Origin of the sequence: Ramlibacter sp. 2FC (genome assembly GCF_005503345.1) — a bacterium.
GTDB lineage: Bacteria > Pseudomonadota > Gammaproteobacteria > Burkholderiales > Burkholderiaceae_C > SCMQ01.
Genome location: NZ_SCMM01000015.1, coordinates 38,576 through 62,856, shown reverse-complemented (window position 1 = coordinate 62,856; position 24,281 = coordinate 38,576). Strand labels below are relative to the sequence as shown.

Genomic DNA, 24,281 nt, shown 5'->3' with positions numbered 1-24,281 from the left:
AGCCCGCGGGCGGCTCAGCGACGCCGCTTGGCCGCGGGCGCCGGGCTCTCCTGTTGCGCCAGCAGGTATTCAAGCAGCAGCCCCACCGGCCGGCCCGTCGCCCCCTTGGCCGCGCCGCTCTTCCAGGCCGTGCCTGCGATGTCCAGGTGCGCCCAGGGGAACTTGCCGGCAAAGCGCTGCAGGAACTTGGCGGCGGTGACCGCGCCGGCAGCGCGGCCGGCCACGTTGGCGACGTCGGCAAAGCTGGTCTTCAGGCCCTCGGCGTAGTCCTCGTCCAGCGGCATGCGCCAGCACAGGTCCTGGGCCGCGTCGCCGGCCGCCGCCAGCGCCTGCGCCAGCGCCTCGTCCGAGGCGAACAGGCCGCTGCGCACGCCGCCCAGCGCGATCACGCAGGCGCCCGTCAGCGTGGCGATGTCGACCACGGCGCGCGGCTTGAAGCGCTCGGCATAGCTCAGCGCATCGCACAGCACCAGGCGCCCCTCGGCGTCGGTGTTGAGGATCTCTATGGTCTGCCCGCTCAGGCTGGTGACCACGTCGCCGGGCTTGACGGCACGGCCGTCGGGCATGTTCTCGCAGGCCGGGATCAGGCCCACGACGTTGAGCGCGGGCTGCAGATCGGCCAGGGCGCGGAACACGCCGAGCACGCTGGCCGCGCCGCTCATGTCGAACTTCATCTCGTCCATCTCGGCGGCCGGCTTGATCGAGATGCCGCCGGTGTCGAAGGTGATGCCCTTGCCCACCAGCACCACCGGCGCGCTGGCGCGTGCCGCGCCGTTGTAGCGCAGCACGATGAAGCGCAGCGGCTCCTCGGCGCCGCGCGCCACGGCCAGGAAGGCGCCCATGCCGAGCTGCGCCACCTCCTTGGGGCCCAGCACCTCGCATTGCAGCCGGGGCGACTTGGCCAGGGCCTTGGCGGCCGCGGCCAGCTGGGTGGGCGTGGCGTGGTTGGCCGGGCGGTTGGCCCATTCCTTGGCGCATTCGATGCCGGCCACCGTGGCCACGGCGCGCTCGAACGCGGCGCTCAGCGCAGCCTCGTCGGGCACGCCCAGGCGCACGCGCTGCAGCTTGCGGCCTTCGGGCTTGGACTTGGTCGCGGTGTAGACGTAGCTGCCTTCGGCCACCGCCAGCAGCGCGGCGCGCAAGGCCGCATCGTCGCAAGGCGCGGCCAGGCAAAGGCTCAGGCGCTTGACAGGAGTCCCCTTGAGCGCCGACATGGCCGCCGCCACGGCGCTCCTGACCTGGCGCGCCGAACCATCGCCGACGCCGAGCAGCAGCAGGCGCGGCGCCGCGATGCCGGCCACGCGGTAGGCCTGCAGCAGCTTGCCGCCCTTGGGCTCCCAGTCCTGCGCCTTGATGGCCTCGCCCGCCAGGCGCGAGAGCGCGTCCTTGCCCGGCTTGAAGCCCTCGCCCAGCAGCACCAGCAGGGCGTCGGATTTCTCGGCGGGCGCGTCGCCCAGGCTCAGGGTGGCGAGTTCAAAGTTCATAATTCATCTTTTCCTTCCGACCGATGTTATTCCATTCCTCTCTCCGCAAGGAACTGGCGCGCAGCTTCGGCGCGACGCTGGTGGTGCTGGCCACCATCGTCATGACCATCATGCTGATCCGCACGCTGGGCCAGGCTTCGCGCGGCAGCGTCAACCCCTCCGAGGTGATGCTGGTCATGGGCTTCACCATGCTGGGCCACCTGCCGACCCTGCTCACGCTGAGCCTGTTCATCGCCATCGTGGCCACGCTCTCGCGCATGTATGCCGACAGCGAGATGGTGATCTGGTTCTCGGGCGGGCGTGGCCTGACGGCCTTTCTGGTGCCGCTGCTGCGTTTTGCCTGGCCGGTGCTGCTGGCGATCGCGGTGCTGTCCCTGGTGGTCTGGCCCTGGACCCAGCAGCAGACCCTGGAGCTGCGCCAGCGCTACCAGCAGCGCGGCGACATCGAGCGCATCGCGCCGGGGCAGTTCCAGGAATCCTCCGGCGGCAAGCGCGTGTTCTTCATCGACAAGGACACGCCGGACGACAAGTCGGGCAGCAATGTGTTCATCTCGTCCATGGAGCGCGGCAAGGAGTCCATCGTCTCGGCCCGCAGCGGACGCATCGAGAGCGTCAAGGGCGAGCGCTTCCTGATGCTGAACAACGGCCAGCGGCTGGAGAACGACCCCAGCGGCCAGGCCGAGCTCAAGATCAGCGAGTTCGAGGAGTACGGCACCCTGGTCGACAAGGACGTGCTGGCCCCGCGCGACGCGGTGCCGGTGCGGGCCCAGTCGACCCTGACGCTGCTGCGCGAGCGCTCGGCCCCCCAGCTGGGCGAGTTCGCCTGGCGGCTGGGCATCCTGCTGGCGGCCTTCAACTTCGTCGTGATCGCCCTGGCGGTCTCCAGCGTCAACCCGCGCGCCGGACGCAGCGGCAACCTGCTGTTCGCGCTGTTCGCCTTCATGACCTATTACAACCTGCTCAACGTCGCGCAGAGCTGGATCGGCGCCGCACGCGTGTCGCTGGCCGTGCTGGTGCCGGCGTTCCACGGCGCCGTGCTCGCGCTCGCCCTGCTGTGGCTGGCGATGCGGCACAACAACCTCACGCCGGGCCTGCTATGGCGCCGGCGCGCCGGCGCGGAGCGCACCGCATGAGAACCCTGCGCCGCCTCGTTTACGGCGAGATCATCCAGGCCGTGGCCTTCGTCACCCTGGGCTTTCTGGCCCTGTTCTTCTTCTTCGACTTCGTCGACGAACTGCAGGCCGTCGGCCGCCCGGCGCAGCAGGTCTACCAGCTCAGCCATGCCCTGCTCTACGTGCTGCTGCTGGTGCCCAGCCACCTCTACGAACTGCTGCCGATCTCGGTGCTGATCGGCAGCATCTACGTGATGGCGCGCCTGGCCCAGAGCTCCGAATACACCATCCTGCGCACCAGCGGCCTGGGGCCCTGGCGCGCGCTGAAGACCCTGCTCACGCTGGGCTTGGTGTTCGTGGTGCTGACCTTCGCCATGGGCGACTACCTGGCGCCGCTGACCGATCGCACGGCGCAGCTGCTCAAGGCGCGCTTCCAGGGGCGCATCACCGTCGGGCAGACCGGCGCCTGGCTCAAGGAGAAGCAGGCCTACAACAACTACTCGGTCAACGTGCGCTCGCTGTCCGCCGACGGCAGCATGGGCGAGGTGCGCATCTTCGAGTTCGACAACCAGGGCTTCCTGGTCTCCATCACCCAGGCCCCCAAGGCCGGCTTCGGCAACGACGAGTCCTGGCTGCTGGAAGGCGCCGAGCGCCGCGAGTTCCACACGCGCGGCACCGACACCGGCCGCGTCACGCGCACCCAGCTGCCCAGCCTGCGCTGGCCCACCCAGCTCAGCGCCGAAATGGTCTCGGCCGCCCTGCTCAGCCCCGACCGCATGAAGACCGTGGACCTGTTCCAGTACATGCGCCACCTCGAGGCCAACGGCCAGAGCGCGCAGCGCTACGAGATCGAGTTCTGGCGCAAGGTCTTCTACCCGCTGAGCTGCCTGGTGATGGTGGTGCTGGCCCTGCCCTTCGCCTACCTGCATTTCCGCTCGGGCAACATCGCGGGCTATGTGTTCGGCGGCGTCATGGCGGGCATCAGCTTCTTCCTGCTCAACAACGTGTTCGGCTTCATCGGCAACCTGCGCAACTGGGAGCCCTGGCTCACGGCGGCCGCGCCGGGCCTCATCTACTCGATGATTTCGCTGGCCGCCTTCGGCTGGCTGGTGCTCAGGAGATAGGCGATGGCAGACGCCCAGCCCGCCACCGGACATGGCATCGTGCTGTTCGCGCATGGTTCGCGCGATCCGCTGTGGCGCCTGCCGATCGAGGCGGTGGCCCGGCGCATGCTCGAGCTCGCGCCCCAGGTGCCGGTGCGCTGCGCCTACCTGGAGCTCAGCGCGCCGGACCTCGAAACTGCGGTCGGCGAACTGCTGGCGCAGCCGCTCGAGCAGATCACGGTGGTGCCCATGTTCCTGGGCGTCGGCCGCCATGCGCGCGAAGACCTGCCGCTGCTGATGGAGGCCTTGCGCGCGCGCCATCCGGGGGTGCGCTTCAGGCTGCAAGGAGCCATCGGCGAGGATGCGCGACTGACGGACATGATGGCCAGGATCGCGCTTTCCTGAGCGTCCTCCGTCCGATTTCATAGATGTTTTAACGCATAATGGAAGTCGTTTTTATTAACGATCTGTTATGAATCTGCACCAATTCCGTTTTGTCCAGGAGGCGGCACGGCGCAACCTGAACCTGACTGAAGCAGCCAAGGCCCTGCACACCTCGCAGCCCGGCGTCTCCAAGGCCATCATCGAACTCGAGGAAGAGCTGGGTGTGGAGATCTTCGCGCGCCACGGCAAGCGGCTCAAGCGCATCACCGAGCCTGGCCAGCATGTGCTCAAGAGCATAGAGCTGATCATGCGCGAGGTCGGCAACCTGAAGCGCATCGGCGAGCAGTTCAGCGCCCAGGACAGCGGCACGCTGTCCATCGCCACCACCCACACCCAGGCGCGCTACGTGCTGCCCGTGCCGGTGGCCAGGCTGCGCGAGGCCTACCCCAAGGTCAACATCAGCCTGCACCAGGGCGCGCCGGACCAGGTGGCCCGCATGGTGCTCGACGAGGTGGCCGAGATCGGCATCGCCACCGAATCGCTGTCCGCCTACCCCGAGCTCGTCACCCTGCCCTGCTACGAATGGCAGCATGTGCTGGTGCTGCCCGCGGCCCACCCGCTGGCGCAGAAGGAGCGCCTCACGCTCGAGGACATCGCGCACGAGCCCATCATCACCTACCACCCCTCGTTCACCGGGCGCACGCGCATAGACACGGCTTTCGCCCAGCGCAAGCTCGAGCCGCGCATCGCACTCGAGGCCATAGACTCGGACGTGATCAAGACCTATGTGCGCCTGGGCCTGGGCCTGGGCATCGTGGCCGAGATGGCGGTGCGCGACGACCCGGTCGGCGACCTCGTGGTGCGGCCCGTGGGCCAGCTGTTCGGCCACAATGTGGCGCGCGTGGCCTTCAAACGCGGCGCCTACCTGCGCAACTTCGTCTACCGGTTCGCCGAGCTGCTGAGCGACCGGCTGGACCGCAACCTGATCGCCAAGGCCATGAGTGGCCATGTGAACGACTACGAACTCTGAATCCCGGCACCGACCCGCCGACGCCAACCTGCCATGAACACCGTGACCGAGCGCACCCCCGAGATCACCAGCAAGCTGCCCAACGTTGGCACCACCATCTTCACCGTCATGTCGGCCCTGGCCGCCGAAAAGGGCGCGGTCAACCTGGGCCAGGGCTTCCCGGACTTCGACTGCGATCCCCGCCTGGTGCAGGCCGTCACCGACGCCATGACCCAGGGCCTGAACCAGTACCCGCCGATGGCCGGCGTGCCGGCCCTGCGCGAGGCCGTCGCGGCCAAGATCCAGGCCCTGCACGGCCGGGCCTACAGCGCGGCCGACGAGATCACGATCACGGCCGGCGCCACCCAGGCCATACTCACCGCCATCCTGGCCGTGGTGCGGCCCGGCGACGAGGTCATCGTGCTCGAGCCCTGCTACGACAGCTACGTGCCCAACATCGAGCTGGCCGGCGGCACCGTGGTGCGCGTGCCCCTGACCCCGGGCAGCTTCCGCCCCGACTTCGACAAGATCGCCGCCGCCCTGACGCCCAAGACGCGCGCCATCCTGGTCAACAGCCCGCACAACCCCAGCGCCACCATCTGGTCGCGCGAGGACATGCTGCGCCTGCAGGAATTGCTGGAGCCGACCGAGGTGCTGCTGATCAGCGACGAGGTCTACGAGCACATGGTCTACGCGCCGAACGAGCACCAGAGCGCGGCGCGCTTCCCGGGCCTGGCGGCGCGCGCCTTCATCGTCTCGAGCTTCGGCAAGACCTACCACGTGACCGGCTGGAAGGTCGGCTATGTCGCCGCACCGGCCGCGCTGACCACGGAATTCCGCAAGATGCACCAGTTCAACGTGTTCACCGTCAACACGCCGGTGCAGCATGGCCTGGCGCGCTACATGGCCGACCCGCGCCCCTACCTCGAACTGCCGGCCTTCTACGCCGCCAAGCGCGATCTGTTCCGCGAGGGCCTTTCGCGCACCAAGTTCCGCCTGCTGCCGAGCGAGGGCACCTACTTCCAGTGCGTGGACATCTCGGGCCTCTCGGTGCCCGAGCGCGACCTGAACGAGGCCGATTTCTGCCTGTGGCTGACCCGCGAGGTCGGCGTCGCCGCGATCCCGCTGTCGGCCTTCTACGGCAACGGCTTCGACCAGCGCGTGGTGCGCTTTTGCTTCGCCAAGAAGGACGAGACGCTGCGCCAGGCGCTCGACCGCCTGGCGCGGCTGTGAGCGCTGGCGAAGCCGGGCTCAGCTGTTGAGCTGAGACCAGAGCTTGTCCAGGCGCTTCACGCTGACCGGCTGGGGCGTGCGCAATTCCTGGGCGAAGAAGCTCACGCGCAGCTCCTCGAGCAGCCAGCGCAACTCCTGCATGCGCGCGTCGACCGCGCCCTTGCGCTCGGCCACCAGGCGCCAGTAGCGCTGCTCCTGGGGTCGCAATTCGGCCAGCCGCGCGGCGTCGCGCGCCGGGTCCGCCCGGTACTTGTCCAGGCGCAGCGTGATCGCCTTGAGGTAGCGCGGGAAATGCTGCAGCTGAGGCCAGGGCGTGGCGGCGAGAAACTGCTTGGGCATCAGGCGCTGCAGCTGCTGCTGGCAGTCGGCCGTGGCCTCGGGGGCGTTCTTGGTGTCCTTTAGCTTGCGCGCGGCCGCCGCGTACTCGGCCAGGATGGTGCCTGCCAGGCGCGCGACCTCGTTGGCGATCAGCGTCAGGCGCCCGCGCCCCTCGTCGACGCGGCACTTAAAGTCGGACTCGTTGGCCGGCAGCGGATTGAGCAGGAAGGCGCGCTCCAGCGCCAGATCGAGGATCTGGCCGCGCAGCTCCTCCAGCGTGCCACCGCCCGTTCCGTCGGGCGCTCGCCCGACCTGCATGTAGGCCACGGCCATCTTCTGCAGGTCCGGCAGGTTCTTTTCCAGGTACTTGAGCGCATCGCGCACCTGCAGCGCGCACAGGCGGCGCAAGCCGACGCGGTGTTTCGCCGCGGCCACCTCGGGCTCGTCGAACACCTCGATGGCCACCGCGTCGCCCTGGTCCACCAGGGCCGGGAAGCCGATCAGCGTCTGGCCGCCCTTGCGGATCTCCATCAGCTCGGGCAGCTCGCCGAAGGTCCAGGCCTGGTGGCGCTGCTCGACCGAGGCAGGAGGCGCAGCGGGCTTGGCACCCTCTCCCTTTGGGAGAGGGCCGGGGAGAGGGCTGGCGGGCACCGCAGCCACGCCCTCACCCTGCCCTCTCCCAGAGGGAGAGGGTGAAGACACCTTGAGCGCCGCCAGCGCCTGGAAGGCCCCGCGCGCCTTGGCGCCCCATTCGGCCTTGAGCGCGCCGAGGTTGCGCCCCATGCCGAGCTGGCGGCCATGCTCGTCGGTCACGCGGAAGTTCATGAACAAATGGGGCGAGAGCATGTCGAGCTTGAAGTCGGCGCGCTTGACATCCAGGCTAGTGATCTGCCGCACCTGCTTGAGCAGGGCGTCGGTGAGGCTGCCGTGACCGAAGAGCTCGGGCGCGCCGAGCTGCTCGGCCAGGCGCGCGGCCGATTCGGGCAGCGGCACGAAGCGCGAGCGGGGTCTCTGCGGCAGGCTTTTCAGCAGGGCCTGGAGCTTGTCCTTGAGCATGCCGGGCACCAGCCACTCGCAGCGCTCCTCGCTGACCTGGTTGAGCACGAACAGCGGCACCGTCACCGTGAGGCCGTCGCGGGCGTCGCCCGGCTGGTGCAGGTAGCTGGCCCCGCAGTCCACGCCACCCAGGCGCAAGGTCTTGGGGAAGGCGCTGGTGGTGATGCCGGCCGCCTCGTGGCGCATCAGCTCTTCGCGCGTGAGCTGCAGCAGCCTGGGGTTGCGCCCGGCCTCGTCGCGGAACCAGGCCTCGAACTCGCGCCCGCTGCAGACCTCGGCCGGCAGCTGCTGGTCGTAGAAGGCGTAGATCAGCTCATCGTCGACCAGCACGTCCTGGCGGCGCGACTTGTGCTCCAGCTCCTCGACCTTGGCGATCAGCTTGCGGTTGGCCGCGAGGAAGGGCAGCGTGGTCTCCCATTGCCCGGCCACCAGCGCCTCGCGGATGAAGATCTCGCGCGCGCCCTGCGGGTCGACGCGGCCGAAGTTCACCCGCCGGCCGTTGTAGACCACGATGCCGTAGAGCGTGGCGCGCTCCAGCGCCACGACCTCGGCGGCCTTCTTCTCCCAGTGCGGATCGAGCAGCTGCTTCTTCAGCAGATGCCCGCCCACCTGCTCCAGCCAAGTCGGCTCGATGGCAGCGATGCCGCGGCCGAACAGGCGCGTGGTCTCGACCAGCTCCGCGGCGACGATCCAGCGCCCCGGCTTCTTGCTCAGGTGCGCCCCTGGATGGCGGTGGAACTTGATGCCTCGCGCACCCAGGTAGGCCTCCTCGTCCTCCTGCTTGCAGCCTATGTTGCCGAGCAGGCCCGACAGCATGGACAGGTGGATCTGCTCGTAGGTGGCGGGCGCGGCGTTAAGGCGCCATTTGTGCTCGGTCACCACGGTGAGGAGCTGGGTGTGGATGTCGCGCCATTCGCGCACGCGGCGGATGTTCACGAAGTTCTGGCGCAGCAGACTCTCGTACTGGCGGTTACTGAGCTTATGTTCATTGCCATGGCCGCCGCGGCTGTCATCCAGCCATTTCCAGAGCTTGAGGTAGCCGGTGAACTCGCTTTTTTCGTCGTCGAACTTGGCGTGCTGCTGGTCGGCCTGGGCCTGCGCGTCGAGCGGTCGGTCGCGCACGTCCTGCACCGACAGGGCCGAGGCGATCACCAGCACCTCCTCCAGCGCCTGGCGCTCGCGCGCCTCCACGATCATCCGGCCCACGCGCGGGTCCAGCGGCAGGCGCGACAGCTCGCCTCCAAGCCGCGTGAGCTCGTTGGCTTCGTCGACCGCGCCGAGCTCGGCCAGCAGCTGGTAGCCATCGGCGATGGCGCGGCGCGACGGCGCCTCGATGAAGGGGAAATCCTCCACCACGCCCAGGTGCAGCGACTTCATGCGCAGGATCACGCCGGCCAGCGAGCTGCGCAGGATCTCGGGGTCGGTGAAGCGCGGCCGGCCGGCGAAATCCTTCTCGGCATACAGGCGTATGCAGATGCCGTTGGCCACGCGCCCGCAGCGGCCGGCGCGCTGGTTGGCCGCGGCCTGGCTGATCGGCTCGACCAGCAGCTGCTCGACCTTGCTCCTGAAACTGTAGCGCTTGACGCGTGCCGTACCGACGTCGATCACGTAGCGTATGCCCGGCACGGTGAGCGAGGTCTCGGCCACGTTGGTCGCCAGCACGATGCGACGCCCGCTGTGGCTGTCGAACACGCGGTCCTGCTCGGCCTGCGACAGGCGGGCGAACAGCGGCAGCACCTCGGCGTTGCGCGTGAGCGCGTGGTGCGACAGGTGCTTGCGCAGGTGGTCGGCCGCTTCGCGGATCTCGCGTTCGCCGGGCAGAAAGACCAAGATATCCCCTGCCGCGTTGCCTTGCCAGAGCTCGTCGACCGCATCGGCAATGGCGTCGTTGAGGTCATGCTCGCGCGACTCCTCGAAAGGCCGCCAGCGCTGCTCCACGGGGTACATGCGGCCAGACACCATGATCACGGGCGCTGGCCCCTTGGCGGACGCAAAGTGGTCGGCAAAGCGCTGCGCATCGATGGTGGCCGAGGTCACGACGATCTTCAGGTCGGGCCGGCGCGGCAGGATCTGACGCAGGTAGCCGAGCAGGAAGTCGATGTTGAGGCTACGCTCGTGCGCCTCGTCGATGATCAGGGTGTCGTAGGCCTTGAGCAGCGGGTCGGTCTGCGTCTCGGCCAGCAGGATGCCGTCGGTCATCAGCTTGACCGAGGCCTCGCGGCTGAGCCGGTCCTGGAAGCGCACCTTGTAGCCCACCACCTCGCCCAGCGGGGTCTTGAGCTCCTCGGCGATGCGCTTGGCGACCGAGCTGGCCGCAATGCGGCGTGGCTGGGTGTGGCCTATCAGCTTGCCGCGGGTGCCGGGGGGCTGGTTCAGCCGCCCCCGCCCCATGGCCAGCGCGATCTTGGGCAGCTGGGTGGTCTTGCCCGAGCCGGTTTCGCCGCAGACGATGATGACCTGGTGGCGCTCGAGGGCGGCCATGATCTCCTCGCGCTTGCCCGAGACCGGCAGCGATTCGGGGAACTCGATGGAAAGAGGCGACAGGTCGGCGGACACGGGGGCGGGAACTTCGTGGAGAATCGGCGATTATCCCTGCCAGCGCCCCGCGCTCCCCTGCCTCTCGCCATGTCCACCGTCTTCAACTTCACCTTCGTGCCCTGGTTCCGCTCGGTGGCGCCCTATATCCACATGCACCGCGGCAAGACCTTCGTGGTCGGGGTGGTGGGCGAGGCGATTGCGGCCGGCAAGCTGCAGCACATCGCCCAGGACCTGGCCCTGATCCAGAGCATGGGCGTGAAGATCGTGCTGGTGCACGGCTTTCGCCCCCAGGTCAACGAGCAGCTCAGGGCCAAGGGCCACACGCCCAAGTACTCGCACGGCATGCGCATCACCGACGAGGTGGCGCTGGACTGCGCCCAGGAGGCCGCCGGCCAGCTGCGCTACGAGATCGAGGCGGCCTTCAGCATGGGCCTGCCCAACACGCCCATGGCCGGCTCCACGGTGCGCGTGATCTCGGGCAACTTCATCACCGCGCGCCCGGTCGGCATCGTCGACGGCGTCGACTTCCAGCATTCGGGCGTGGTGCGCAAGGTCGACGTGGCCGGCATCCAGCGCACGCTGGACGCGGGCAGCATGGTGCTGCTCTCGCCGTTCGGCTTCTCGCCCACCGGCGAGGCCTTCAACCTCGGCATGGAGGAAGTCGCCACCTCGGTGGCCATCGCGCTGCAGGCCGACAAGCTGATGTTCGTCACCGAGGTTCCGGGCATACGCATCAAGTCGGACCAGCCCGAGAGCGAGGACAACCCCATCGACACCGAGCTGCCGCTGGCTGCCGCCGAGCAGCTGCTGGCCAGCAAGCCGGCCAGCCTGCGCCCCACCGACACGGGCTTTTACCTGCAGCATTGCGTCAAGGCCTGCAAGGCCGGCGTGGCGCGCAGCCACATCATCCCGTTCGCGGTCGACGGCTCGCTGCTGCTCGAGATCTACGTGCACGACGGCATAGGCACCATGGTGGTCGACGAGAAGCTCGAGGAGCTGCGCGAGGCCACGGCCGACGACGTGGGCGGCATCCTGCAGCTGATCGAGCCGTTCGAGAAGGACGGCACCCTGGTCAAGCGCAGCCGCACCGAGATCGAGCGCGACGCCGACCACTACAGCATCATCGAGCACGACGGCGTGATCTTCGCCTGCGCCGCGCTCTACCCCTACCCCGAGGCCAGGACCGGCGAGATGGCCGCGCTCACGGTCTCGCCCCAGAGCCAGGGCCAGGGCGACGGCGAGAAGATCCTCAAGCGCATCGAGCAGCGCGCGCGTGCCATGGGCCTCGCGAGCATCTTCGTGCTGACCACGCGCACCATGCACTGGTTCATCAAGCGCGGCTTCGTGCCCGCCGACCCCGACTGGCTGCCCGAGGCGCGCAAGCGCAAGTACAACTGGGACCGGCGCAGCCAGGTCCTGGTCAAGAAGCTGGCCTGAGGCGCAACGCCGGCTTCAGCCCGGCCGGCGCAGCTTGCGCGCAAGCAGGCCCAGACCCGCCAGGCCGAAGCCGACGAAGCCGACGAAGGACCAGTTGGCAATCGAGCCGCCGAGGAAGGTCCAGTCGATCTTGGTGCAGTCGCCGCTGCCCTTGAAGATCATGGGGATGGCGCGCTTGAGCGGGAAGGTCTCGATCATGCCGTAGAAGTCGCGCCCGCAGGTCACGATCTCGGGCGGGTACCACTGCAGCCAGCTCTGGCGCGCCGCGACGAAGGCGCCGAAGCCGGCGGCGGCCAGCATCAGCGCTGCGCCCGCGAGGTGCACGCCCCGCTTGCCGCTGCTGGCCGACAGGCCGGCGATCAGCGCGACCGCGATCAGGGCGTAGCGCTGCACGATGCACATTGGGCAGGGCTCCAGCCCCACCACATGCTGCAGGTACAGGCCGAAGGCCAGCATGGCCACGCAGGCCAGGGCGATGGCGGCGAACACGCGCCGCGGGTGGGTGTCAAACCAGTCGAGCAAAATCCTCATCCTTCCACGAACACGCGGGCGCGCCTGGGCGTCAGCACCAGGGTCTCGCCCTCGCGCAGCGCAAGCTCCCGGAACTGGGCCGCGGGCATCTGCGCCTCGATGACCTCGGGGTCCACCGACTGATTCGCGTCCACGCGGTTTAGTTCCAGCCGCGCGATCGGGCCGACCACGATGGCGCGCGCGAGCCGGGCCACGATGCCCGTGGCCCCGGGCGTGTAGCGCCGAACCTCGAGGTCGTGCGGCCGCACGTAGGCGAAGGCCTTGGCGTCCTGCGCGTCGAGGTGCTCGGGCGAATCGAGACGGATCGCGTGGTGGTCGGCGCCGATCAGCACCTCGCCCTCATGGGCGCGGCCATGAAACAGGTTCACGTCGCCCAGGAAGCCGTAGACGAAGGGGCTGGCCGGATGGTCCCAGACCTCCTGGGGCGAGCCGATCTGCTCGACCTGGCCGGCATTCATCAGCACCACGCGGTCGGCCACCTCCAGCGCTTCCTCCTGGTCGTGCGTGACGAAGATGCTGGTGACGTGCAGGTCGTCGTGCAGGCGGCGCAGCCAGCGCCGCAGCTCCTTGCGCACCTTGGCGTCGAGCGCGCCGAAGGGCTCGTCCAGCAGCAGCACCTTGGGCTCCACCGCCAGGGCGCGCGCCAGGGCGATGCGCTGGCGCTGGCCGCCCGAGAGCTGGGCCGGGTAGCGCTCGGCCAGCCAGTCCAGTTGCACCAGGCCCAGCAGCTCGTGCACCTTGGCCTTGATCTGCGCCTCCGAAGGACGCTGGCCGCGCGGCTTGACGCGCAGGCCGAAGGCCACGTTCTCGAACACCGTCATGTGGCGGAACAGCGCGTAGTGCTGGAACACGAAGCCGACCTGGCGCTCGCGCACATGCACGTCGGTCGTGTCCTCGCCGGCGAACAGGATGCTGCCGGCATCGGCCGTCTCCAGCCCGGCGATGATGCGCAGCAGCGTGGTCTTGCCGCAGCCCGAGGGGCCCAGCAGGGCCACCAGCTCGCCGGAACCTATGTCCAGAGAGACGTCGCGCAGCGCGTGAAAGTCGCCAAACTGCTTGCTGACGTTGCGGATTTCGATGCTCATCTTGTATTCCTTCAGCGGGCGGCGCCCGGAACCGGCGGCGCAGACAGCGGCCGTTCGGGCGGCAGCTCGGCCGCCGCCTTCCATTCGCGCTCTTGCCGCCACTCGACCACCGACTTGATCACCAGGGTGACCAGGGCCAGCAGCGCCAGCAGCGAGGCCACGGCGAAGGCTGCCACCGACTGGTACTCGTTGTAGAGGATCTCCACGTGCAGCGGCATGGTGTTGGTCTGGCCGCGGATATGACCCGAGACCACGGACACCGCGCCGAACTCGCCCATGGCGCGCGCGTTGCAGAGGATCACGCCGTAGATCAGGCCCCACTTGATGTTGGGCAGGGTCACATGCCGGAAGGTCTGCCAGCCGCTGGCCCCGAGCACGATGGCGGCCTGTTCCTCCTCGCTGCCCTGGGCCTGCATCAGCGGGATCAGCTCGCGCGCCACGAACGGGAAGGTGACGAACACCGTGGCCAGCACGATGCCGGGCACGGCGAACAGGATCTTGATGTCGTGCGCCGCCAGCCAGGGCCCGAACCAGCCCTGGGCGCCGAACAGCAGCACGTAGACCAGACCCGCCACCACCGGCGAGACCGAGAACGGCAGGTCGACCAGGGTGGTCAGGAAGGCCTTGCCGCGGAACTCGTACTTGGCGATGGCCCAGGCGGCTGCCACGCCGAACACCAGGTTCAGCGGCACGGCGATGGCAGCGGTGAGCAGCGTGAGGCGGATCGCCGACCAGGCATCGGGCTCCTTCAGCGCCTCCAGGTAGGCGGCCAGGCCCTTGCGCAGCGCCTCGGTGAACACGGCCGCCAGCGGCAGCACCAGGAACAGCCCCATGAAGCCCAGGGCCAGGGCGATCAGGCTCCAGCGCACCCAGGGCGCCTCGGTGGTGCTGAGCCGCTTCTTCGTCAGATTGCTCATGCCGCCCCCGATCGCCGGCGCTGCCAGGCCTGCAGGGCGTTGATGACCAGCAGCAGCAGGAAGGAGATCACCAGCATCACGACGGCCACCGCGGTGGCGCCGGCGTAGTCGTACTGCTCGAGCTTGGCCGTAATGATCAGCGGCGTGATCTCGGACACCATGGGCATGTTGCCGGCGATGAAGATCACCGAACCGTACTCGCCGATGGCGCGCGCGAAGGCCATGGCAAAGCCGGTCAGCAGGGCAGGCGCGATCGAGGGGAAGATCACCCGCGTGAAAGTCTGCCAGCGCGTGGCGCCCAGGCAGGTGGCGGCTTCCTCGAGCTCCTTCTCGGCATCCTCGAGCACCGGCTGCACAGTGCGCACCACGAAGGGCAGACCGATGAAGATCAGCGCAATCACCACGCCGGCTGGCGTGAAGGCCAGCTTGATGCCCATGGGTTCCAGGTACTGGCCCAGCCAGCCGTTGCCGGCCAGCAGCGCAGTGAGCGAGATGCCGGCCACGGCCGTCGGCAACGCGAACGGCAGGTCCACCAGCGCGTCGACGATTTTCTTGCCCGGAAAGCTGTAGCGCACCAGCACCCAGGCCACCAGCAGGCCGAACACCACGTTGACCAGGGCCGCGATCAGCGAGGCGCCGAAGGTCAAGCGGTACGAGGCCAGCACGCGCGGCCCGGTGATGGCCACCCAGAACGCGTCCCAGCTCATCGTGAAGGTCTTGAGGATCAGCGCCGACAGCGGGATCAGCACGATCAGGCTTAGGTACAGCAGGGTGTAGCCCAGCGTGAGGTGAAAACCCGGCAGCACGCGCCGCGCCCCGCGCGGGCGCGAACCTCCGCCGGCCGCGCTTGCGGGCGCGGGAAACGTCGCAGCCGTCATTTACTTGACCGTGTACAGCTTGTCGAACTGGCCACCGTCGTTGAAGTGCAGCTTCTGCGCCTCGCTCAGGCTGCCGAAATACTTGGCCACGGTGAACTGCTTGAGCGGCTTGAAGGTGGCGGCGTGCTTCTTGAGCACGGCCTCCGAGCGTGGGCGCATGGCGTGCTTGGCCGCGATCTCCTGCGCCTCCTCGGAATACAGGTAGTCGAGGTAGGCCTTGGCGAGCTCGCCCGTGCCTTTCTTGGCCACGGTGCGCTCGACCACAGCCACGGGGTTCTCGGCCACGATGCTGATCGAGGGATGGATGGCGTCGACCTTGCCGGTGCCGAACTCGCGGTCCACCGAGACCACCTCGGACTCGAAGGTCACCAGCACGTCGCCGATGTTGCGCTGCAGGAAAATGGTGGTGGCGTCGCGCCCGCCCTTGGCCAGCACCGGCACGTTCTTGAACAGCTTGCCGACGAACTCGGCGGCCTGGGCCTCGCTGCCGCCCTTCTCGCGCACATAGCCCCAGGCGGCCAGGTAGGCGTAACGGCCATTGCCGCCGGTCTTGGGATTCACCACGATGACCTGGATGCCGGGCTTGATGAGGTCGTCCCAGTCCTTGATGCCCTTGGGATTGCCGTTGCGCACCAGAAACAGCATGGTCGAGGTGGTCGGCGAGGCATCGTGCGGGAAGCGCTTGGCCCAGTCCTTGGCCACCACGCCGCGGCTGGCCAGGAACTCGATGTCGGTCGTGGTGTTCATGGTCACCACGTCGGCGTCCAGGCCGTCGGCCACCGCACGCGCCTGGGCGCTGGAGCCGCCATGTGCCTGGTCGATCTTGACGTCCTTGCCGGTGGTTTTCTTGTAATGCGCGACGAAGGCCGCGTTGTAATCCTTGTAGAACTCGCGCGCCACGTCGTACGAGACATTGAGCAGGGTCTGGGCCGGCGCCAGCGCGCTGGCGGACAGGGCCAGGGCGGCCAGGGTCAGTTGAAGCGTCTTCTTCATAGCGTTTCCAATGTGTTGTTCGAATGCGATGGAATGGGCTGTGTCGCCGCAACTGGAGACTGTAACAAGGCCAGGCCCGGCGGCCATGCCCCCTGCCCGGGCCCCGAGCCGCGCCAGCCCGGGGCGATCGATGTCCGGGGAAGCTGTTTCACGGCGAGCCATTGTGGGCAATCCACTTTAAGACTCCAACGAATAAATACTTGTTTGTTAATAACCAAATCTAGAGGACTCGGCACGTGATTCGCCTGGACGGGGTCGCCCGCGCCGCGGCGGGCTCAGAGCCGGTTGCCGGCCATCGGCGGTTGCCGCACGCGGTCACCGGCCATGTGCTCGCCCAGGTAGTCCAGGAAATGCCGCACCGCCGGCACCAGGCCTCGCCGCGAGGCATAGACCGCATGCACCAGGCCCGGCGTCGGCGCCCAGCCCGGCAGCACCTCCACCAGGCGCCCGTCGGCGAGCTCGTGCTCGCACAGGTAGTCGGGCAGCACGCAGATGCCCACCCCCGAGAGCACGGAAAACTTGAGCGTGAGCAGGTCGTCGGCCACGTAGCGCGGCCGGTGGCTGAGCAGGTGCTCGGCGCCCTCGGGCCCACGCAGCCGCCAGTTGGCGCGGCCGTCTATGCCCGACATGGCCACCGTGTCGAGCCGGTCCAGTTCCTGCGGACCCCTGGGCTGGCCCTGGCGCTGCAACTGCGCGGGGCTCGCGACCAGCAGAGCCTGGCTGCTGCCCAGCGGCTTGACGATCAGGCTGCCGCTGTCCTCCAGCGTGGGCCGCACGCGCAGGGCCACGTCCACCCCCTCCTCCACCAGGTCCACCACGCGGTTGCTCACGCGCATGTCCACGCGCAGCAAGGGGTGGCGCAGCAGGAATTGCGGCAGCAGCTCGCCGACCACGGTCTGGGCCAGCGTCACGGGGCAGCTCACGCGCAGCACGCCGCGCGGCTCGGTCTGCACCTGGGCCACGGCCTCGGCCGCCGCCTCGGCCTCGTCGCGCACGGCGGTGCAATGGCGCAGATAGAGCTCGCCCACCGGGGTCAGCGAGAGCTTGCGCGTGGTGCGATGCAGCAGCCGCACGCCCAGCCGCGCTTCCAGCTCGGCCAGGCGGCGCGACAGGCGCGACTTGGGCAGGCCCAGGGCACGCCCGGCCGCGGCAAAGCCGCCCTGCTCCGCCACCTCGGCGAAGAACAGCATGTCGTTGAGGTCCTGCATTTGCTTGCTCGCCCATATTGTCCTACCAGAAGAACAATCTATCGCAATTTCGACGACTTATCAAAGATTCACCTCACCCGCACAATCTGTCCATGGCCGCTGAATGTGGCTCCACCCACCCCGAAAGGAAGAGACCATGAAACTGCTTCACATCGACTCCAGCGTCCTGGCCGCCAACTCCGTGTCGCGCCAGCTCACCGCCAGCATCGTCGCCCAGTGGGTGGCCAGCCATCCAGGCACCAGCGTGGACTACCTGGACCTGGCCGTCGACGCACCCAGCCACCTGGATGCCGACTCGCTGGGCTTCCGCGTCGCCCCGGGGACCGAGCTGTCCGAGACCCAGCAGCGCGAAAACGCGGTCTCCGAAGCCCTGGTGTCGCAGTTCCTGGCGGCCGACGTCATCGTGGTCGGCGCCCCGCTGTACAACTTCTCCGTGCCCAGCCAGCTCAAGGCCTGGATCGACCGCGTGGCCCAGGTCGGCCGCACCTTCAAGTACACCGACAAGGGCCCGGTGGGCCTGGCCGGCGGCAAGACGGTGATCGTCGCCTCCACCCGCGGCGGCATGTACTCGACCAGCGACGCCGGCCGCGCCATGGAGCACCAGGAGAGCTACCTGCAGACCGTGTTCGGCTTCTTCGGCATCACCGACGTGCGCTTCGTGCGCGCCGAAGGCCTGGCCATGGGCGATGCAGCCAGGACCCAGGCGCTGAGCGCCGCCGACCTGGAGATCAAGGCCCTGACGGCAGTCGCCGCCAACCAGGCGCAGGCCGCCCAGGCCGCCTGAGTCCGGAACTCCGGAAACGAGAAACCCGGCCGCGGCCGGGTTTTTTCATGGGCAAAGCCCGCGGCGCATGGCCCGGGCCGCGCTGCTTGCCGGTCAGCTTTCGGCGAAGGCGCGCTCGATCACGAAGTCGCCCGGGTGATGGGTGTTGCCTTCCTTGAAGCCATGGCTTTCGGCCATGTGCTTGAGGTCGCGCAGCATCTCGGGGCTGCCGCAGATCATGATGCGGTCCTCTTCGCGGTTCAGCACGGTCGGCAGGCCCAGGTCCTCCTGGATCCTGCCATCCTCGAGCAGCGTGGTGACGCGGCCCATGTTGACGAACTCCTCGCGCGTGACCGTGGGGTAGTAGAGGAACTGCTGCTTCACCAGCTCGCCCAGGAACTCGTCGTGCGGCAATTGCTCGGTGATGAACTCGCGGTAGGCCAGCTCGTCGACCTGGCGCACGCCGTGCACCAGGACCACCTTCTCGAAGCGCTCGTAGGTGGCGGGATCGCGGATCACGCTCATGAAGGGCGCCAGGCCGGTGCCGGTGGACAGCAGGTACAGGCGCTTGCCGGGCAGCAGGTAGTCGATCAGCAGCGTGCCGGTGGGCTTGCGGCCGATGATGATGGTGTCACCGGGCTGGATGTGCTGCAGGCGCGAGGTCAGCGGGCCGTCGGGTACCTTGATGCTCAGGAACTCCAGGTGGTCCGCGTAGTTCGGGCTGGCGATGCTGTAGGCGCGCAGCAGCGGACGGCCCTCGCCGGGCAGGCCGATCATGGTGAAGTGGCCGTTGCTGAAGCGCATGGCCTGGTCACGGGTGGTGGTGAAGCTGAACAGACGGTCGGTCCAGTGATGGACGTTCAGCACGCGTTCTTCGAAAAATGCGCTCATGGTGCTTGGGGGCCGCGGAATGGGACTGAAACGAGGTTCTGGCCCGTCAATGCAAGTCCGCGTCGACAGGAGACTGGCGGCTGCGCGCTGCGCGGGCCGCGCCTGGGCCAAAGAAAGACAAAACGAAAATTATAAAGCTGCCCGCATGCCGGAACCGCTCGGCAGCCTGCGCCGGGCCAGGAAGCGACGGAGCTGGGCCAGCACACACAACCCTGCCATGGCGGCGGCCAATGAAAGATTGATACAGTCCTGAGCTTGCAGCATGGTCGGCTTCCCGATGTTCGGATAATGCGTTCGCAAGGATTGTGGAAGCCTTCCATCAAAACTGGAAATAATTATTTTTCAGACAATCATTTCCAAACCTTATAAAGATTCTTTCAGAAAGCGCTCGACATGGCACGCATGGTCCACTGCATCAAGCTCGGCAAGGAAGCCGAAGGTCTAGACTTCCCGCCCTACCCCGGCGAACTCGGCAAGCGCATCTGGGAGAACGTGAGCAAGGAGGCCTGGGCCCAATGGCTCCAGCACCAGACCATGCTGGTCAATGAGAACCGCCTGAACCTGGCCGACGCACGCGCGCGCCAGTACCTGGCGCGCCAGATGGAAAAGCATTTCTTCGGCGAAGGCGCCGACGCGGCCCAGGGCTACGTGCCGCCGGCGGCCTGAGCGCCTCCTCCTTCTACCGGGCCATGCCCCACGAGGCGCCCGACTGGGCGGGCCAGCCCGTCTGGCGCGTGCTCGATACCGACTGGGCCCTGGGCCAGCGCTTTCTGGCCACCTGGCAGGCCTGGCGCCAGGATCCGCAGCGCCCGTCCCTGCTGCACTACGTCGCCTTCACCGAAGTTCCCACCGACACCGAGCAGCTCACTGCCGACGCGCAAACGGGGTCGGACGCGCCTGCGCTCCTGGAAGCACTGCGCGCCCAATGGCGCGGCCTGCTGCCCGGCTTTCACCGCCTGGTGCTGGAAGGCGGCCAGGTCCAGCTGACGCTGTGCGTCGCCGAGCTCCGGTCTGCCTTGCGCGAGCAGGCGTTCCAGGCCGACACGGTCTACCTCGGGCCCTTGCCGGGCGGCCCCACCGAGGAGCGGCGTCACCTGTTCAAGGCCCTGAGCCTGTGCTGCCGGCGCGGTACGCGCCTGAGCGCGGCGATCCAGGACGCGGCCAGCCGCGCCGAACTGGAGGCTGGCCTCGCGCAACGCGGCTTCCTGTTGCCGCCCTCTGAGCAGGCCAGCGATCCCGCGCACCTGGAGGGCGAGTTCCAGCCGCGCTGGCAGCTGCGCAGGCCCGCCGCCACAGCCCCGGCCTTGGCCAGCCCGGGCCGCTGCGTGGTGATCGGCGGCGGCCTCTCGGGTGCCAGCGTGGCCTACAGCCTGGCACTGCGCGGCTGGCAGGTGGAGGTGCTGGACCGCGCAGCCGAACCTGCCGCCGGCGCCTCCGGCCTGCCGGCCGGCCTGGTGGCACCGCATGTCTCGCCCGACGACCGCGCGCTCTCGCGCCTGTCGCGCTGCGGGGTGCGCGCCACGCTGCAGCGGGCGCGCCAGCTGCTGCGCGAGGGGCTGGACTGGGCGCCCTCGGGCGTGCTCGAGCACCGCGTGGAGGGCAAGCGCGCCCTGCCCGAGGCCTGGGCCCAGGCCGCGGCCCAAGGGCGCCCGCATCCGGGACTGGAATGGTCCGCGCCGGCCCCCGCGGCGCGGCTGCGCGAGGCCCGCTTGCCCGAGACCGCGTCCGCGCTCTGGCATGCCCAGGCCGGCTGGATCAGGCCGGCCCAGCTGGTGCGCGCCATGCTGGCCCAGCCCGGCATCCGGTGGCGCGGCAACCAAGCCGTGGCGCGCCTGCGGCGCGACGGCACCGAATGGCAGCTGCTCGACGACCAGGGCCGTCTGCTGGCCGCGGCCAGCCTGGTGGTGGTCGCGGCCGGCTACGACACGCGCGACCTGCTAAGCGGGCCGGCCGATGCGCAGCCGCTGCCGCTGAACCCGCTGCGCGGCCAGATCGCCTGGGGCCCCATGCCCGAGCGGCCCGCCGCCCGGCAGGTCCTGCCGCCCTTCCCGGTCAACGGCCATGGCAGCCTGGTGGCCGGCGTGGCGGGGCCGCAGGGCCTGGCTTGGTTCACCGGCTCCACCTTTGAGCGCAGCAACCCCGTCGCCGAGGTGCGCGCCGAGGACCAGCAGGCCAACCTCGAGCGCCTGGGTGTCCTGTTGCCCGAGGCCGCGAAGGCCCTGGCCCCGGCCTTCGCGGCCGGGCAGGTTCAGGCCTGGGCGGGGGTGCGCTGCACCCTGCCCGACCGCTTGCCGGCCGTCGGGCCGATCGACCCCGAGGCCCTGCCGGGCTTGTGGGCCTGCACCGCCATGGGGGCACGCGGGCTGACGCTGGCCGTGCTGTGCGGCGAGCTCACGGCCGCCTGGCTGCACGGCGAGCCGCTGCCGCTGGAGCAGAGCCTGGCGCGCGGCCTGCTGGCCCGGCGCTGGCACCGGGCGCAACGCCCCGCAGATTGAGCCGTGCCCGGCCGGTTCCGAGCTCAGGCCAGGCGCCTTCCGTCCGCCCCGTCGAACACATGGGCGCTTTCGGCCTGCCATTGCAGGTGCACGGCATCGCCGACCGCGCCGCGCAGCGCCCCGGGGACGCGGGCCGTCAGCGGGCCGATCGCCGTGTCCACAGTGGCGTAGGTCTCGGGCCCGGTGGGCTCGATCATGGACAGCGTGCCGGGCAGGCCGCTGGCGCCGAAGGACAGGCTCTCGGGCCGCAGGCCGTAGACGAATTCACCGCCGGCCCAGCCCTGAAGCGCGGCCTGCTGCGCCCCGCTGGTCGCGAGTTCGATGCCGTGGGCACTGAGGCCGGCGGCGCCGCGCCGGGCCTCGACCATGTTCATGGCCGGCGAGCCTATGAACTCGGCCACGAAGCGGTTGGCCGGGCGGCTGTAGATGTCGTCGGGCGTTCCGAACTGCTGGACCATGCCGTCCTTCATCACCGCGATGCGGTCGCCCAGCGTCATGGCTTCGACCTGGTCGTGCGTCACGTAGACCGTGGTGGTGCGGGTGCGCTGGTGCAGCAGCTTGATCTCGGCACGCATCTCCACGCGCAGCTTGGCGTCGAGGTTGGACAGCGGCTCGTCGAACAGGAACAGCTTGGGGTTGCGCGCCAGCGCCCGCCCCATGGCCACGCGCTGGCGCTGGCCGCCCGACAGCTGGGCCGGCCGGCGGTCCAGCAGGTGGCCAAGCTGCAGCATCTGGGCCACGCGCGCCACCGTGGCCTCGCGCTCGGCCTTGGGCACCTTGCGGATCTCGAGGCCGAAGGCGATGTTCTGCGCCACCGTCATGTTCGGATAGAGCGCGTAGCTCTGGAACACCATGGCGATGTCGCGGTCCTTGGACGGCAGATGCGTCACGTCGCGCTCGCCGATGTGGACCGTCCCCGAGGTGGGTGTATCCAGTCCCGCGATGATGCCCAGCAGCGTGGACTTGCCGCAGCCCGAGGGCCCGACCAGGATCAGGAACTCGCCGGGATCGATCTCTATGTCTATGCCCTTGAGGATGTGGGTGTTGCCCGCATAGGTCTTGCGGACCTGCTTGATGCTCAGTGCGCCCATGTTCAATCCTTTCAACCCTTGACGGCGCCGGCGGTGAGGCCGCGCACGAAGTATTTGCCTGCGACGATGTAAACGAACAGCGTAGGCAGGGCCGCGATCAGCGCCGCCGCCATGTCCACGTTGTATTCCTTGACGCTGCTCGAGGTGTTGGCCAGGTTGTTCAGGCCCACGGTGATCGGCTTGCTGTCCGCGCCCGAGAACACCACGCCGTAGAGGAAGTCGTTCCAGATCGCGGTGAACTGCCAGATCAGGGTGACCACCAGGATGGGGGTGGACAGCGGCAGCACGATGCGCCAGAAGATCTGCCAGAAGCTGGCGCCGTCGAGCATGGCGGCCTTGATCAGCTCGTCAGGCAGGCCCACGTAGTAGTTGCGGAAGAACAGCGTGGTCGAGGGGATGCCCGCGAGCACGTGGATCAGGATCAGGCCCCAGATCGAGCTCGCGATGCCCAGCCAGCCCAGCACCTGGCTCATGGGCAGCAGCACCACCTGCATGGGCATGAACACGCCGAACAGCATCAGCGCGAACATGGTCTCGCTGCCACGGAACTTCCACTTGCTCAGCACGTAGCCGTTGAGCGCGCCCAGCAGGGTCGACACCGCCACGGCCGGCACCACCATCAGGACCGAATTCATGAAGAAGGGCTGGAGCCCGCTGCAGTCGGTGCCGGTGCAGGCGCTGCCCCAGGCCTTGGCCCAGGCGGCGAAGCCAGGGTCGGTCGGCAGCGACAGCAGGCTGCCTTCGCGCACCTGGTCCATGTCCTTGAGCGAGGTCGCCACCATCACGTACAGGGGCGTGAGGAACCAGGCCGCGAACAGCAGCAGCGCGGCTCCCAGGATCAGCCGGTGCAGGGTCTGGCGCTTCATCGCTTGCTCCTGAGTTCGGAATAGAGGTAGGGCACGACGATGGCCGCCACGGTGGCCAGCATCACCGTGGCGCTGGCCGCGCCCAGGCCGATCTGGCCGCGCGAGAAGGCCATGGCGTACATGAAGGTGGCCGGCAGGTCGGTCGCGAAGCCCGGGCCGCCGGCGGTCAGTGCCATCACCAGGTCGAAGCTCTTGATCGCGAGGTGGCTGACCACCATCAGCGTGCTGAAGAACACCGGCCGCAGGCTGGGGATGATGATGCGCCAGTAGATGCGCGGCAGGCTGGCGCCGTCGACCTGGGCGGCCTTGATGATGGCGTCGTCGATGCCGCGCAGCGCGGCCAGGAACAGGGCCATCACGAAGCCCGCGCTCTGCCACACGCCCGCGATCGCGACGCAGTAGATGGCCTTGTCGGGATTGACCAGCCAGTCGAACGTGAAGCCCGCGAAGCCCCATTGCTGGACCACGCGCTCCAGGCCCAGGCCGGGGTTGAGCATCCACTTCCAGGCCGTGCCGGTGACGATGAAGGAGATCGCCATCGGGTACAGGTAGACGGTGCGCAGCGCGCCCTCGGCGCGCACCTTCTGGTCCAGCAGCACGGCCAGCAGCAGGCCCAGGCCCATGGCGCCGGCGATGAAGAGGAAGCCGAAGATCGCCATGTTGGTCAGCGCCACGTAGAAGCGCTCGTTCTCGAACAGCGCCAGGTACTGGTCGAAGCCGGCGAATTCGTAGTTGGGCAGCAGGCGCGAGGCCGACACCGAGAGGTAGCCGTTCCAGGCGATCAGGCCGTAGATGAACAGGAAGCTCAGCAAGAAGCTCGGCGCGACGACGAGCTTGGGCAGCCAGGGCGTTCGCAGGGCGGTAGGCGCGGACATGGCGGGGCCTTGGG

Annotated in this window: 21 protein-coding genes; 9 read left to right on the top strand and 12 right to left on the bottom strand. The window is 68.7% G+C overall.

All coding sequences use genetic code 11. The annotated features are described in order from the left end of the window. Positions 1–14: 14 nt before the first annotated feature. On the bottom strand, positions 15–1,484 hold the full coding sequence (locus FFS10_RS08805; protein ID WP_137893649.1) for a leucyl aminopeptidase: 1,470 nt from the start codon (positions 1,482–1,484) through the stop codon (positions 15–17). A gap of 23 nt (positions 1,485–1,507) precedes the next feature. Here FFS10_RS08805 and lptF point away from each other — a divergent pair, with 23 nt between their 5' ends. The 5 genes from lptF to FFS10_RS08780 all read left to right on the top strand — a co-directional run bounded on the left by lptF (position 1,508) and on the right by FFS10_RS08780 (position 6,325). Further along, positions 1,508–2,617 carry an LPS export ABC transporter permease LptF gene (lptF, locus tag FFS10_RS08800; RefSeq protein WP_137893647.1) on the top strand — a complete coding sequence of 370 codons (1,110 nt, stop codon included), beginning with the start codon at positions 1,508–1,510 and terminating at the stop codon, positions 2,615–2,617. Further along, entirely contained in the window at positions 2,614–3,720 is a 1,107-nt protein-coding gene (lptG, locus tag FFS10_RS08795) for an LPS export ABC transporter permease LptG (protein ID WP_137893644.1), read from the top strand. The genes lptF and lptG overlap by 4 nt, the downstream gene beginning before the upstream one ends. Before the next feature lie 3 nt (positions 3,721–3,723). Further along, complete coding sequence (locus FFS10_RS08790; RefSeq protein WP_137893643.1) at positions 3,724–4,104, top strand: sirohydrochlorin chelatase; 381 nt, start codon at positions 3,724–3,726, stop codon at positions 4,102–4,104. Positions 4,105–4,171: 67 nt separating this feature from the next. Next, a complete protein-coding gene (locus FFS10_RS08785; RefSeq protein WP_137893641.1) occupies positions 4,172–5,113 on the top strand; it encodes a CysB family HTH-type transcriptional regulator in 942 nt (313 codons plus the stop codon). A gap of 33 nt (positions 5,114–5,146) precedes the next feature. Further along, complete coding sequence (locus tag FFS10_RS08780) at positions 5,147–6,325, top strand: pyridoxal phosphate-dependent aminotransferase (RefSeq protein WP_137893639.1); 1,179 nt, start codon at positions 5,147–5,149, stop codon at positions 6,323–6,325. A gap of 18 nt (positions 6,326–6,343) precedes the next feature. Here FFS10_RS08780 and hrpA read toward each other — a convergent pair whose 3' ends face one another. Then, positions 6,344–10,180: an ATP-dependent RNA helicase HrpA gene (hrpA, locus tag FFS10_RS08775; RefSeq protein ID WP_249931220.1), complete on the bottom strand. Its 3,837-nt coding sequence runs from the start codon at positions 10,178–10,180 to the stop codon at positions 6,344–6,346. A gap of 144 nt (positions 10,181–10,324) precedes the next feature. Here hrpA and argA point away from each other — a divergent pair, with 144 nt between their 5' ends. Beyond that, complete coding sequence (gene argA, locus FFS10_RS08770; protein ID WP_137893635.1) at positions 10,325–11,674, top strand: amino-acid N-acetyltransferase; 1,350 nt, start codon at positions 10,325–10,327, stop codon at positions 11,672–11,674. Positions 11,675–11,689: 15 nt separating this feature from the next. Here the strand turns inward: argA and FFS10_RS08765 are convergent, their stop codons facing one another. The 6 genes from FFS10_RS08765 to FFS10_RS08740 form a co-directional block, all read right to left on the bottom strand. Beyond that, entirely contained in the window at positions 11,690–12,199 is a 510-nt protein-coding gene (locus FFS10_RS08765) for a disulfide bond formation protein B (RefSeq protein WP_171016050.1), read from the bottom strand. Between the two features lie 2 nt (positions 12,200–12,201). Beyond that, a complete protein-coding gene (locus FFS10_RS08760; RefSeq protein ID WP_137893631.1) occupies positions 12,202–13,290 on the bottom strand; it encodes a sulfate/molybdate ABC transporter ATP-binding protein in 1,089 nt (362 codons plus the stop codon). 11 nt (positions 13,291–13,301) lie between these two features. Continuing rightward, positions 13,302–14,207: a sulfate ABC transporter permease subunit CysW gene (gene cysW / locus FFS10_RS08755; RefSeq protein WP_137893629.1), complete on the bottom strand. Its 906-nt coding sequence runs from the start codon at positions 14,205–14,207 to the stop codon at positions 13,302–13,304. Then, positions 14,204–15,085 (bottom strand): sulfate ABC transporter permease subunit CysT, encoded by an 882-nt coding sequence (gene cysT, locus FFS10_RS08750; RefSeq protein WP_137893627.1) that lies wholly within the window; start codon positions 15,083–15,085, stop codon positions 14,204–14,206. Before cysT ends, cysW begins: the two co-directional genes overlap by 4 nt. Then, positions 15,086–16,078, bottom strand: coding sequence for a sulfate ABC transporter substrate-binding protein (locus tag FFS10_RS08745; RefSeq protein ID WP_137893625.1), 993 nt, complete (start codon positions 16,076–16,078; stop codon positions 15,086–15,088). It abuts the gene before it with no gap. A gap of 275 nt (positions 16,079–16,353) precedes the next feature. Then, a complete protein-coding gene (locus FFS10_RS08740) occupies positions 16,354–17,286 on the bottom strand; it encodes a LysR family transcriptional regulator (protein WP_137893623.1) in 933 nt (310 codons plus the stop codon). 136 nt (positions 17,287–17,422) lie between these two features. On the opposite strand from FFS10_RS08740, the gene FFS10_RS08735 reads away from it, so the two are divergent. Next, positions 17,423–18,070, top strand: coding sequence for an FMN-dependent NADH-azoreductase (locus FFS10_RS08735; RefSeq protein ID WP_137893621.1), 648 nt, complete (start codon positions 17,423–17,425; stop codon positions 18,068–18,070). 93 nt (positions 18,071–18,163) lie between these two features. Here FFS10_RS08735 and FFS10_RS08730 read toward each other — a convergent pair whose 3' ends face one another. Further along, complete coding sequence (locus tag FFS10_RS08730; protein WP_137893619.1) at positions 18,164–18,940, bottom strand: ferredoxin--NADP reductase; 777 nt, start codon at positions 18,938–18,940, stop codon at positions 18,164–18,166. 393 nt (positions 18,941–19,333) lie between these two features. On the opposite strand from FFS10_RS08730, the gene FFS10_RS08725 reads away from it, so the two are divergent. Beyond that, the gene (locus tag FFS10_RS08725) at positions 19,334–19,606 is read left to right on the top strand and encodes an oxidative damage protection protein (RefSeq protein WP_137893617.1); all 273 of its coding nucleotides are present in this window, start codon (positions 19,334–19,336) and stop codon (positions 19,604–19,606) included. Positions 19,607–19,629: 23 nt separating this feature from the next. Then, on the top strand, positions 19,630–21,435 hold the full coding sequence (gene mnmC1 / locus FFS10_RS08720; protein ID WP_137893615.1) for an FAD-dependent 5-carboxymethylaminomethyl-2-thiouridine(34) oxidoreductase MnmC1: 1,806 nt from the start codon (positions 19,630–19,632) through the stop codon (positions 21,433–21,435). A 23-nt stretch (positions 21,436–21,458) separates the two neighbouring features. Here the strand turns inward: mnmC1 and FFS10_RS08715 are convergent, their stop codons facing one another. Genes FFS10_RS08715 through FFS10_RS08705 form a run of 3 tightly spaced genes read right to left on the bottom strand, consistent with a single transcriptional unit; the run spans position 21,459 to position 24,267 of the window. Further along, positions 21,459–22,526: an ABC transporter ATP-binding protein gene (locus FFS10_RS08715; protein ID WP_137893613.1), complete on the bottom strand. Its 1,068-nt coding sequence runs from the start codon at positions 22,524–22,526 to the stop codon at positions 21,459–21,461. 11 nt (positions 22,527–22,537) lie between these two features. Next, a complete protein-coding gene (locus tag FFS10_RS08710; RefSeq protein WP_137893611.1) occupies positions 22,538–23,392 on the bottom strand; it encodes a carbohydrate ABC transporter permease in 855 nt (284 codons plus the stop codon). Then, complete coding sequence (locus tag FFS10_RS08705) at positions 23,389–24,267, bottom strand: carbohydrate ABC transporter permease (protein ID WP_137893609.1); 879 nt, start codon at positions 24,265–24,267, stop codon at positions 23,389–23,391. The genes FFS10_RS08710 and FFS10_RS08705 overlap by 4 nt, the downstream gene beginning before the upstream one ends. Between the last annotated feature and the right edge of the window lie 14 nt (positions 24,268–24,281).

What these genes read in the sequence shown, in the direction of transcription:
- lptF (WP_137893647.1), top strand. Translation starts at nt 1,508, where the DNA reads ATGTTATTCCATTCCTCTCTCCGCAAGGAACTGGCGCGCAGCTTCGGC.
- lptG (WP_137893644.1), top strand. Translation starts at nt 2,614, where the DNA reads ATGAGAACCCTGCGCCGCCTCGTTTACGGCGAGATCATCCAGGCCGTG.
- FFS10_RS08805 (WP_137893649.1), bottom strand. Translation starts at nt 1,484, where the DNA reads ATGAACTTTGAACTCGCCACCCTGAGCCTGGGCGACGCGCCCGCCGAG.
- FFS10_RS08745 (WP_137893625.1), bottom strand. Translation starts at nt 16,078, where the DNA reads ATGAAGAAGACGCTTCAACTGACCCTGGCCGCCCTGGCCCTGTCCGCC.
- FFS10_RS08710 (WP_137893611.1), bottom strand. Translation starts at nt 23,392, where the DNA reads ATGAAGCGCCAGACCCTGCACCGGCTGATCCTGGGAGCCGCGCTGCTG.
- argA (WP_137893635.1), top strand. Translation starts at nt 10,325, where the DNA reads ATGTCCACCGTCTTCAACTTCACCTTCGTGCCCTGGTTCCGCTCGGTG.
- FFS10_RS08760 (WP_137893631.1), bottom strand. Translation starts at nt 13,290, where the DNA reads ATGAGCATCGAAATCCGCAACGTCAGCAAGCAGTTTGGCGACTTTCAC.
- FFS10_RS08730 (WP_137893619.1), bottom strand. Translation starts at nt 18,940, where the DNA reads ATGAGCGCATTTTTCGAAGAACGCGTGCTGAACGTCCATCACTGGACC.
- cysT (WP_137893627.1), bottom strand. Translation starts at nt 15,085, where the DNA reads ATGACGGCTGCGACGTTTCCCGCGCCCGCAAGCGCGGCCGGCGGAGGT.
- cysW (WP_137893629.1), bottom strand. Translation starts at nt 14,207, where the DNA reads ATGAGCAATCTGACGAAGAAGCGGCTCAGCACCACCGAGGCGCCCTGG.
- FFS10_RS08705 (WP_137893609.1), bottom strand. Translation starts at nt 24,267, where the DNA reads ATGTCCGCGCCTACCGCCCTGCGAACGCCCTGGCTGCCCAAGCTCGTC.
- FFS10_RS08785 (WP_137893641.1), top strand. Translation starts at nt 4,172, where the DNA reads ATGAATCTGCACCAATTCCGTTTTGTCCAGGAGGCGGCACGGCGCAAC.
- FFS10_RS08740 (WP_137893623.1), bottom strand. Translation starts at nt 17,286, where the DNA reads ATGCAGGACCTCAACGACATGCTGTTCTTCGCCGAGGTGGCGGAGCAG.
- mnmC1 (WP_137893615.1), top strand. Translation starts at nt 19,630, where the DNA reads ATGCCCCACGAGGCGCCCGACTGGGCGGGCCAGCCCGTCTGGCGCGTG.
- FFS10_RS08725 (WP_137893617.1), top strand. Translation starts at nt 19,334, where the DNA reads ATGGCACGCATGGTCCACTGCATCAAGCTCGGCAAGGAAGCCGAAGGT.
- FFS10_RS08715 (WP_137893613.1), bottom strand. Translation starts at nt 22,526, where the DNA reads ATGGGCGCACTGAGCATCAAGCAGGTCCGCAAGACCTATGCGGGCAAC.
- hrpA (WP_249931220.1), bottom strand. Translation starts at nt 10,180, where the DNA reads ATGGCCGCCCTCGAGCGCCACCAGGTCATCATCGTCTGCGGCGAAACC.
- FFS10_RS08735 (WP_137893621.1), top strand. Translation starts at nt 17,423, where the DNA reads ATGAAACTGCTTCACATCGACTCCAGCGTCCTGGCCGCCAACTCCGTG.
- FFS10_RS08780 (WP_137893639.1), top strand. Translation starts at nt 5,147, where the DNA reads ATGAACACCGTGACCGAGCGCACCCCCGAGATCACCAGCAAGCTGCCC.
- FFS10_RS08790 (WP_137893643.1), top strand. Translation starts at nt 3,724, where the DNA reads ATGGCAGACGCCCAGCCCGCCACCGGACATGGCATCGTGCTGTTCGCG.